The 9,046-nt window shown below is 68.5% G+C and carries 9 protein-coding genes and 1 tRNA gene; 8 read left to right on the top strand and 2 right to left on the bottom strand.

Going from position 1 to position 9,046, the window contains the following annotated elements; genetic code table 11:
* Positions 1–1,548, bottom strand: a 1,548-nt coding sequence (gene nagZ / locus AB1609_09380) for a beta-N-acetylhexosaminidase (GenBank protein MEW6046677.1), incomplete at its 3' end; no start/stop codon positions are given.
* Between the two features lie 22 nt (positions 1,549–1,570).
* Positions 1,571–2,365 (bottom strand): GntR family transcriptional regulator, encoded by a 795-nt coding sequence (locus AB1609_09375; GenBank protein ID MEW6046676.1) that lies wholly within the window; start codon positions 2,363–2,365, stop codon positions 1,571–1,573.
* 141 nt (positions 2,366–2,506) lie between these two features.
* Here AB1609_09375 and AB1609_09370 point away from each other — a divergent pair, with 141 nt between their 5' ends.
* The 8 genes from AB1609_09370 to AB1609_09335 form a co-directional block, all read left to right on the top strand.
* Positions 2,507–3,109: a PaaI family thioesterase gene (locus AB1609_09370; GenBank protein ID MEW6046675.1), complete on the top strand. Its 603-nt coding sequence runs from the start codon at positions 2,507–2,509 to the stop codon at positions 3,107–3,109.
* 91 nt (positions 3,110–3,200) lie between these two features.
* Positions 3,201–3,968, top strand: coding sequence for an enoyl-ACP reductase (locus AB1609_09365; GenBank protein ID MEW6046674.1), 768 nt, complete (start codon positions 3,201–3,203; stop codon positions 3,966–3,968).
* A 212-nt stretch (positions 3,969–4,180) separates the two neighbouring features.
* A tRNA-Asn gene (locus AB1609_09360) sits at positions 4,181–4,255 on the top strand.
* Positions 4,256–4,451: 196 nt separating this feature from the next.
* A complete protein-coding gene (locus tag AB1609_09355) occupies positions 4,452–4,760 on the top strand; it encodes a DUF3243 domain-containing protein (protein ID MEW6046673.1) in 309 nt (102 codons plus the stop codon).
* Between the two features lie 101 nt (positions 4,761–4,861).
* A complete protein-coding gene (locus tag AB1609_09350; GenBank protein MEW6046672.1) occupies positions 4,862–5,848 on the top strand; it encodes an ABC transporter ATP-binding protein in 987 nt (328 codons plus the stop codon).
* Position 5,849: 1 nt separating this feature from the next.
* Positions 5,850–6,557, top strand: coding sequence for an ABC transporter permease (locus tag AB1609_09345; GenBank protein MEW6046671.1), 708 nt, complete (start codon positions 5,850–5,852; stop codon positions 6,555–6,557).
* A 16-nt stretch (positions 6,558–6,573) separates the two neighbouring features.
* Entirely contained in the window at positions 6,574–8,082 is a 1,509-nt protein-coding gene (locus tag AB1609_09340; protein MEW6046670.1) for a GldG family protein, read from the top strand.
* On the top strand, positions 8,079–9,046 hold a 968-nt coding region (locus AB1609_09335; GenBank protein ID MEW6046669.1), incomplete at its 3' end, for a DUF4340 domain-containing protein. The genes AB1609_09340 and AB1609_09335, both read left to right, overlap by 4 nt.

Here is a 9,046-nt window from a genome sequence, read left to right as displayed (position 1 = left end):
CTCCCACGCCCGGTAGGTACCGACGACCACCGCGTCAGCCTGCCCCAGCGCGGACTGCGCACGGTTGAGTTCGGCAAGTTGCGGGGAGAGGGAGTAGGCGACCTCCTCCGTTACCCTAAACCCCGCTTGCGCCAGGGCCGCTCCCAGCGGCGTGGTGTACTTGCCCTGGTTCTCCACGCCGGTGAGGCCCGCCGCCTTCGGGATCAACACCAGCACGCGGCTTCCGCGCGCAAGGGGCAGGAACCCCTGGGGATCGGCGGCCACGGTGACGGATTGACGGGCAGCCTCCAGGGCCTGCTCGTACGCCTCCCGGGTACCCACCCGCTCGCGCACTTTGGAGACATCCACCAGCGGTCGGTCCAGCAGGCCAAGCCGCTCCTTGGCCGCAAGCACCCGGCCTGCCGCTTCGTCCAGCCGAGCCGGGGGGATCTCGCCGCTGCGGGCAGCCTCCACCAGCCGGTCGGCCACCTTCACCGCGGTCGTCCAGTCCTTGGGCCAGGCCACCAGGACCGCGTCCGCTCCCGCCTGCACAGCCCGTACCGCGGCCTGCTCGATGCCGAAGTTCTTGGCGATGGCGCCCATCTCCATGGCATCGGTGACCACGAGCCCCTCGAATCTCATCTGCCGGCGCAAGAGGTCGGTCAGCACCCGCTCCGACAGGGTGGCCGGAAGCCCCGGGGTCGGATCCACCGCCGGAAACGTGATGTGGGCCGTCATGATGGAGGCCACTCCGGCCTCGATGGCGGCCCTGAACGGCAGCAGCTCGACCCGCTGCAGGCGATCCATCGGGTGGGCGACCGTCGGCAGGTCGATGTGGGAATCCACCGTCGTGTCGCCGTGCCCGGGGAAGTGCTTGGCGGTTGCCAGAACCCCGCCGTCCTGAAGGCCGCGCACCATGGCCGCCCCCAGGCGCGCGACCGCTTCGGGGGACTCACCGAAGGACCGCACGCCGATGACCGGGTTCTGCGGGTTGTTGTTGACGTCCACCACCGGCGCATAGTTCTGGTGGATTCCGACGGCGCGCAGTTCGCGGGCCGTCCAGAGCCCGGCCTGGTATGCCAGTTCTTCGGAACCTGCCGCTCCGAGCGCCATATTTCCCGGGAAAACCGTAGCGCCCCGGGTGAGCCGGGCAACCAGGCCGCCCTCCTGATCTACGCTGACCAGAAGCGGGATGCCGGCGCCCGAACGCTTCGCCATCTCCTGCAAGGCGTTGGTCAGCGCCGCCACCTGCACCGGGTCGGAAACGTTGCGGGCGAACAGGATGACCCCACCCACGTAATGGCGACGGACGAGCTCACTGATTTCCGGCCCGACTTCCAGGCCAGGGAAGCCCACGTGGAGGATCTGGCCGACTTTCTGCTCGAGGCTCATGGATCGCAGAAGCTCCCGGATCCGTTCCGACGGCGCCGCAGGCGCAAGGCGCGAAACCGCTGCCGCAGGCCCTCCTCCCACCGCGGACGCCGGGACAGGCTCGCTGCCCGCTGTGGCCATCAGCACCCCTCCCAGGACAAGCACGGCCCATCTCAAGCAAAAACGCAGTGCAGCCACGAGACGATTTCCTCTCAACGTGTCAGTCCGCCGGGTGGCGTCGAGCGGGGCGCTTCAGTTCGACGTAGAACTTGTACCGGTCTCCGCGGTAGAGCGACCGCACAAACTCCACCGGCTCCCCACTGCGGGACAGAGTGGTGCGCTCCATGAGCAAAAGCGGGCTTCCCGGAGGCACCCCGAGCACCTTTGCCTCCTCCTCTGCGGCGACCACCGGCTCCAGTGTCTGGCGAGCGCTGGCCAGTTCGATGCCGAGCTCCTGTTCGAGGTACTCGTAAAGCGAGCCCTCCAGCCGCTCCCTGGGAGCGGTGTGAAGTAGCCCGTACGGCAGGTGGGTGACCTCCAGCGCCATGGGCTCGCCATCGGCCAGGCGCAAGCGGCGCACGACCAGCACCCGCCGGTCCATCCCGAGGGCCAGCGCCCGTTCGACCTTGCGGGAGGCCTCCTGGACCTGCACGTCCAGCAGCCTGGCGCCGGGCACCAGCCCGCGCCGGCGCATGTCCTCGCTGAAGCTCGTAAGCTCGATGAGCCCCTGCTCGATCTTGCGGTCGGCCACGAAGGTGCCCCGGCCCTGGTGGCGCAGCAGCACCGACTCGTGGACGAGTTCGGCGAGCGCCTGGCGCACGGTCATGCGGGAGATGCCGAACCGCTGGGAGAGTTCACGCTCGGAGGGGATGCGCTCGCCCGGCTTCAGTTCCTCGTTGTCGATGAGTTCGAGCAAAAACCGCTTGAGCTGGAAGTAGAGGGGGCCCGCCGAGCGGCGCCTCGAAAGGGGCCGCGCGACTTCCAACACCGCCCGAGCCGAACGTCCCTTAGGCATGGGGTTTCCTCTCCGTATGCCGCATGCAAGCCCGCTCCGATTGCGTGTCAGGTCTATACCACATGAGCCTGTGTTGAGGAGTTCCAGCCGCCATGCGGTAATCCTGCCGGCTGCGGCGTGCCGGAGGGGCAGGGGCCTGCCGTGCCGAACTTCCGGCTCATGCGAATCGTTCACCCGCATCCGCACGATGCTGTTCGGTCCACGGTTCACTGGACCCCGGGCTGCTTCGTCTGCGGCCGTGAGAACACGGCCGGCCTGCAGGCCGTGGTCGTAACGGATGGTACCGCCGCGTACCTGCGTGTCACGCTCGCCGACCGCTTTGTGGGCATCCCGGGGAGTTTGCACGGGGGCGTCATTGCGGCCGCCCTCGACGAGGCCATGTGGTACGCTGCCTACCGGTACGGGATTCCGTCCGTCACGGGGTCGCTGGAGATCCGCTTCGTCCGGCCGGGTGTTCCGGGAAAGCCGCTGCTGGCGGTAGCGTGGGTGGAGACAAAGGAGCGGCCGGCCGCAGGCCAGCAGGGAATACCGGACTCGGGGCGAATAGGCCGGGCTGTGGCCCGGCTCCTGGACGTCGAGGGGCGCATTGTGGCGGCGGCCCGGGGCCGGTTCGTGCGGGTGCCCGTGCCCGATGCGGTGCACCGGGTGCTCCGGTCCGAGCCCGCGGCTCCAGACGTGCTGGACGACATCGCCCGGTGGCCCGGGCTGGACGCTCTCAGGGGGCGCATTACGGGCGGCCCTTGATTGTTCCAAGCTGCTCCATACAGTAACCGGAAGGGAGGGGCCGCCGCATTCGCCGGCTTCGGGCCTGGGGACCGCGGCGGCAGCCACAGAGGTGACGTTGCAAGGTAAGACGGCTCTGGTCCTGGGTGTGGCCAACCAGCGCAGCATTGCGTGGGGCATTACCAGGGCGCTCTCCGCCGAGGGTGCCCGCGTCGCCCTCACCTACCAGAACGAGCGGCTGCGGGAAGGCGTGGAGCAACTGGCGAAGACCATCGACGCTCCCGCTTTCGAGTGCGACGTGGCCTCAGACGAGGCCATCGCTTCCCTCATGAACCAGATCCAGGGCCGCTTCGGCGGGCTGGACATCCTGGTTCACAGCATCGCCTACGCGCCCCGGGAAGCCCTGGAGGGGCGATACGCGGACACCTCGCGAGACGCCTTCCGAACGGCGCTCGACATCAGCTGCTACTCGCTGGTCGCGCTGGCTCGCGCCGCCGAACCTCTGATGAAGGCCCGCGAGGGCGGCAGCATCCTGACCATGACCTACTACGGCTCGGAGAAGGTCATGCCAGGTTACAACCTCATGGGCGTGGCCAAGGCGGCTCTGGAGGCGTCGGTTCGCTACCTGGCCTACGAGCTGGGCGCCTCGGGCATCCGGGTCAACGCCATTTCGGCCGGCCCCCTCAACACGCTGGCGGCCCGGGGCATTTCCGGGTTCACCGAGTTTCGCCACCGCCACGCCGAGAGGGCTCCGCTTCGCCGCAGCATCGAGGTGGACGAGGTAGCAAAGACCGCCGTCTTCCTCCTTGGCCCGGCCGGAAGCGGCATAACCGGCGAGGTCGTCTACGTGGACGCCGGATACCACATCATGGGGGTCTAAAGCAGGAGGCGCGCCCCGTGGTGCCGTTCAGCAGGGCATCGTGGTGTGGCGCCCGGGGGTCTGTCTGGAATCGGTGCGCAGGGTTGTCGGCCTGAAGCCCACGGAGCCCGCTTGATATGGGCCTATCGTCCTATCCTTGCCGTCTTGCGGCCCCGTCCCGGGGGTACTATAATGGGTGCCGCAGGCGGGCCCGCCTGTCCTTTGTGGTGCGTTCCTCGGTAGCTCAAGGGTAGAGCGCCCGGCTGTTAACCGGGGGGTTGCAGGTTCGAATCCTGCCCGAGGAGCCATTTTTTTTACCTGGCTTTATGCTCTCACCAGGCCACGCATCCGCCCGTTGCGTTTTCCTCCCGCGCGCCACCGCCTGTGGCCGCGTCCTTCTCCGCCGGGTGTAGCGCGTCCCACACGGGGGCATCCTTGAGGGTGGCGGATCTGTCCGCATCAGCCTGAGCCGGCGACTCAATCCACAGAAAGGGGAAAATGAGGGTGGATCCCGAACTTTCCTGGCAGGAATGGAAGCGGTGGCTGGGACAGGCGGTGGCGGCAGGCAAAGAGTCCGGCCTTGGCGGCCGCGCGATGGTCAACTACGCCGAGCAGCTCGGCGACTTCCTGGCGCGTCACGTAGACCCGGCCAACCCCCAGCAGCGGGTGCTGAAGGAGCTGTGGAGCGTGGCCGACGAGAGCGAGCAGCGCGCCATCGCCTCGGCCCTGGTCAAGCTGGTCGGCACGACGGCCACCGCCCGCAAGGAGGACGGCGGCAAGGCCGGCCAGAAGGACGGCTTCTCGCTGACCTGAGGCGCGGCCGAGGCACTCCCCTGCCCCCGATTTGATAAACAAGGGCCGTATCCCCTATAATCGGAATCCGGACAGCCTAGACAAAACCAGGGGTGCGGCCAATGATTGAGCTTGTGGGCGTGGGCAAGCAGTACGGCCACCGCTGGGCCGTCCAGGACCTCACCTGTTCCGTGGAGCAGGGCGAGGTCCTCGGCTTTTTGGGCCCCAACGGCGCCGGCAAGACCACCACCATGCGTATCGTCACCGGCTACATGCCTCCCACCACCGGCAGCGTTCGGGTGGCCGGCGTGGATGCCCTGGAAGACCCCGTGCGCCTCAAGAGCCGGGTCGGCTACCTCCCCGAGACGCCGCCCATCTACGGCGAGATGACCGTGAGGGGCTACCTCTACTTCGTGGCGGAGATGCGGCGGGTGCCGGCCCACCGGCGCAAGCGCCACGTGGGCGAGGTCATGGAGCGGGTCGGCGTGGCCGATGTCGCCGGCCGCCTGGCGGGGCGCCTCTCCCGGGGCTACAAGCAGCGGGTGGGGCTGGCCGCCGCCCTCATCGGGGATCCGCCCGTGCTGGTGCTGGACGAGCCCACGGCGGGCATGGACCCCCAGCAGATCATCGAGATGCGCCGCCTCATTCGCAGCCTGGCGGGGCGCCATACCGTGCTCCTCAGCTCGCACATCCTGCCGGAAGTGGCCAGCACCTGCCAGAGGGTGCTCATCATCAACAAGGGCCGCCTCGTGGCCCAGGACTCCCCGCAGAATCTCTCCGCCCGCCTGGGACGGGGCCGGCAGATCCTCCTGGAAGTGCGCGGGGAGCGCGAGGCCGTTGAGGCAGCGCTGGCAGAAGTGCCCGAGGTGAAAGCCGCCAACATCACGCCGACCGACACCCATCCCGGGCGGCTGCGCGCCGAGATCGAGCTCAACGACGGCGCTGCTGCGGCCCAGGACCCCCGCGAGGCCATCTTCTTCGCGATGGCTCGCCATCAGATCCCCATCCTGGAGATGCGGGGCGTGGACATGACCCTGGAGGACGTCTTTCTCCAGCTCGTCACCCACGAAAACCTGGACGCCGGTACGGGCGGCGGTGAGGGGAACTAGCATGGCCGTCTACTACATCTTTAAGCGCGAGCTGAGGAGCTACCTGGTTTCACCGCTCGCGTACGCCGCAGGGGTGGTGTTCCTCGCCATCTCCGGCTACTTCTTCTCGGTGATCCTGCTCGCCACCCGGGTCGCCGACCTGCGGCCGTACTTTCTCAATCTGGGCGTCATCCTGCTGTTCGTGACGCCGCTTCTGACCATGCGCTTGCTGCCCGAGGAACGCCAGAACCACACCGATGAGCTCCTGATGACCCTTCCGGCAACGCCGGCCCAGGTGGTGGTGGGCAAGTACCTGGCAGCGGTGGGCCTTTACGCCGGGATGCTCCTTCTGACCGCGCTTTACCCGGCTCTGCTCTTCTGGCTCTCGAATCCCGCCCCCGGCCCGGTCCTGACCTCCTACCTGGGAGCGCTGCTGCTCGGCGGGACGTTCCTGGCCATCGGCGTCTTCACGTCGTCCCTGACGGACAGCCAGATGGTGGCAGGGCTGCTCTGCTTCGGGTTCATCCTGCTCTTGTGGGTCATCAACTGGCTTTCCTTCGCGGCACCCGGCACCGCGGCCGACGTGGCGCGCCAGCTTGCGGTGTTCGAGCGGTTCGACGACTTCACGAAGGGTCTGATCGACTCCGGCCACGTGCTGTTTTACTTGAGCGCCATCGTGCTGATGCTGTTCTTGAGCGTCCGGAGCCTGGAACGGCGAACCTGGATGTAGCGGAGGCGGATGCGGCATGGGAGCTTCCCGGGAACAGGCAGGCAGCCCCGGCGGCGCCAGGCTCACCACGGCCGGCGCGCGCTTTCGCTTCGTGCGCGGCACCAACGCGGCGCTCTTCACGCTGTTCGTGGCAGGCATCATCGTGCTGGCCAACGTGGTGCTGGCGCGCTTTGCGCTGCGCGCCGACTTCTCGCCCGACCGGCGCTTCCAGCTCTCTCCCCAGACCCGCGAGGTGCTCGAGGGCCTGAAGGAACCCGTGCGGATCTACACGTTTGCCTTCGAGGGCTCCGACGAGGCCGAACGCCTGGACGACCTGCTGCGGGAGTACCGGCTGGCCTCGAGCAAGGTGCGGACGAGCATGGTGGACCCCGAGAAGGAGCCGACCCTTGCCCAGCAGTACGACGTGCGCGTCTCCGGCACCGTGGTCGTGGAGATGGGGAAGAACCACCGCAAGATTGAGTTCTTCAACCTCTTCAGCCCCACCCCGGACGGCGGGACGGAGTTCCGGGGCGAGCAGGCCATCACCCGCGCGCTTCTCGAGCTCGGCGGCTACGGGGGCCAGGTGGTTTACTTCCTCGAGGGCCACGGCGAGGGGAGCCCCTATGACGACTACTCGGAACTCCGAAGCTACCTGGAAGGCGAAGGCTTCACCGTCAAGACGCTCAACCTCGCCCTCGAGAACCGCACCCCCGAGGACGCCCGGGTCATCGTGATGGGCGGCCCGAGAAACGACCTCGTTGCCAGGGAGCGGGAGATGCTCGAAGCCTACGTAAAGGCCGGGGGCCGGCTGGCGCTGTGGCTCGACCCGCTTCCGGGGCGGCAACTCCCCGAGATGGACAAGCTGCTCGCTTCGCTCGGCGTGGAACTCGTCCCCGGCGTCGTGGTGGATCCGGGGCGGGCGGCTTTCGGCGATGCCTTCAGCCCGGTGCCGGAACTGCGCTGGCACGAGTCCACGCGGCCCCTGGTCCAGGCCAACGTGGGGGTGGTACTGCCCGGCGCACAAGCGGTGAGGGCGCGCCAGAGTGCGGACGACGCCTCCCAGCCCAGGGTGTCCCCCCTCCTTGTGACCACCGACAGGGCGTGGGCGGAGAGCCGGCCACAGGGGCGGCAGTGGGAGCCTGACGACCAAGACGCCAAAGGCCCGCTGGATCTGGCGGTCGCCATCGAGCGCGAGGGGCCTGCCACCCCGGCTACCGCCCCGGCGGGCACAGAGATGGAGGCCGGTGGGGAGACGGCGGAGCAGCAGGCCGTCTCCCAGCCCGTCGCCGTTGTGGTGGGCAACTCCACCTTCGCCCGCAACGCGTCCTTTGCCTTTCAGGGCAACCGGGACATTGCGGCCAATTTGGTGACGTGGCTGGCCGGCCAGTCCGAGATGGTGACGATCCGTCCCGCCACGGCGCCGGTGCCGAGGGTTCTGCTCACGTCGCGGCAGGCCGCCGGCATCTTCTACGGCACGGCGCTGGGCATGCCGCTTCTGCTCATGGTCACCGGCTTCGTGGTGTGGTGGCGGAGGCGAGGGCTGTGAGGCGGTTCTATTTCACGGCCGCGGCGGGCATCGTCTTCGTCGCGCTGGCCCTTGCGTACGCGGTCTGGCTGCGCCCGAGCGAGTCACGCCAGGCCACGTCCCCGGCCATCCTCTCGGTCAAGCCGGGCGACGTGCGTTCGGTGGCCATCGAGCAGGGGGGCCAGGTCGCCCTCGAGATCCGCAAAGAGCAGAACGGCTGGCAGATCGAAAGGCCGAGGCCCGTCCCGACCAGCTCTTCGGCCGTCGACGCGTTCCTGCAGGACCTTTCACCGCTGCGGGCGCGGCGGGTGATCTCGCAGGAGGGCGCGGACCCGGCGCAGTTTGGCCTCAAGGAACCTAAGGCGGTGCTGGCGATCACGCTGGCGGACGGCACCGTCCGCAGGCTCCTGTTCGGGTCTCAGACCCCGGTGTCGCAAGGGGCCCCCTCGTACTACGTGAAAGACGAGGCGGCGCCGCCCGTCTACACGGTGGACGCCCGGATCGCTGAACAGGTACTGGGCCCGTGGGAGAGCTTCCGCGAGCGAAGCCTCGCGCCGATGGACTCCGACGGCGTGCAGCGGGTGCGCATCGAACGTGGGGGAACCGTCCTGGAGGCGCGCCGCACGGGCGACTCTACGACCCCGGCCGAACGCCGCTGGCGGCTCGTGACCCCGTATGACGCCCCGGGCGACGCTACCAGCATAGAGCGGGTGTTGCGTGACCTGGAGTTCACCCGGATCTCCCGGTTCGTCAACGACGAACCTTCCCAGGCCGACCTGGGCAAGTACGGGCTGGCGCGCCCCGAGGCCGTCGTGACGGTGGAGTACAGGCCGCAAGACGGGCAGGCCTCCGGTGACGGACAGGGCAAGAACCGCACCATGACGCTCCGGGTGGGCGCCGCGGCCGAATCGTCCGAGCGCTACGTGCAGCTTGAGGGCCAGCCCTCCGTATACACGCTCCCCGCAAGCGACGTGGAGGCGCTGCT

Source organism: Bacillota bacterium (genome assembly GCA_040754675.1).
Taxonomy (GTDB): Bacteria; Bacillota; Limnochordia; order Limnochordales; family Geochordaceae; genus Geochorda.
The sequence above is the reverse complement of the archived record's forward strand: the minus strand, read 5'-3'. Positions and strand labels throughout refer to the sequence as shown.

Bases quoted from the DNA above. Each gene is read 5' to 3' on its own strand.
- AB1609_09375 (MEW6046676.1), bottom strand. From the start codon at position 2,365: ATGCCTAAGGGACGTTCGGCTCGGGCGGTGTTGGAAGTCGCGCGGCCC.
- AB1609_09350 (MEW6046672.1), top strand. From the start codon at position 4,862: ATGATTGAGCTTGTGGGCGTGGGCAAGCAGTACGGCCACCGCTGGGCC.
- AB1609_09345 (MEW6046671.1), top strand. From the start codon at position 5,850: ATGGCCGTCTACTACATCTTTAAGCGCGAGCTGAGGAGCTACCTGGTT.
- AB1609_09340 (MEW6046670.1), top strand. From the start codon at position 6,574: ATGGGAGCTTCCCGGGAACAGGCAGGCAGCCCCGGCGGCGCCAGGCTC.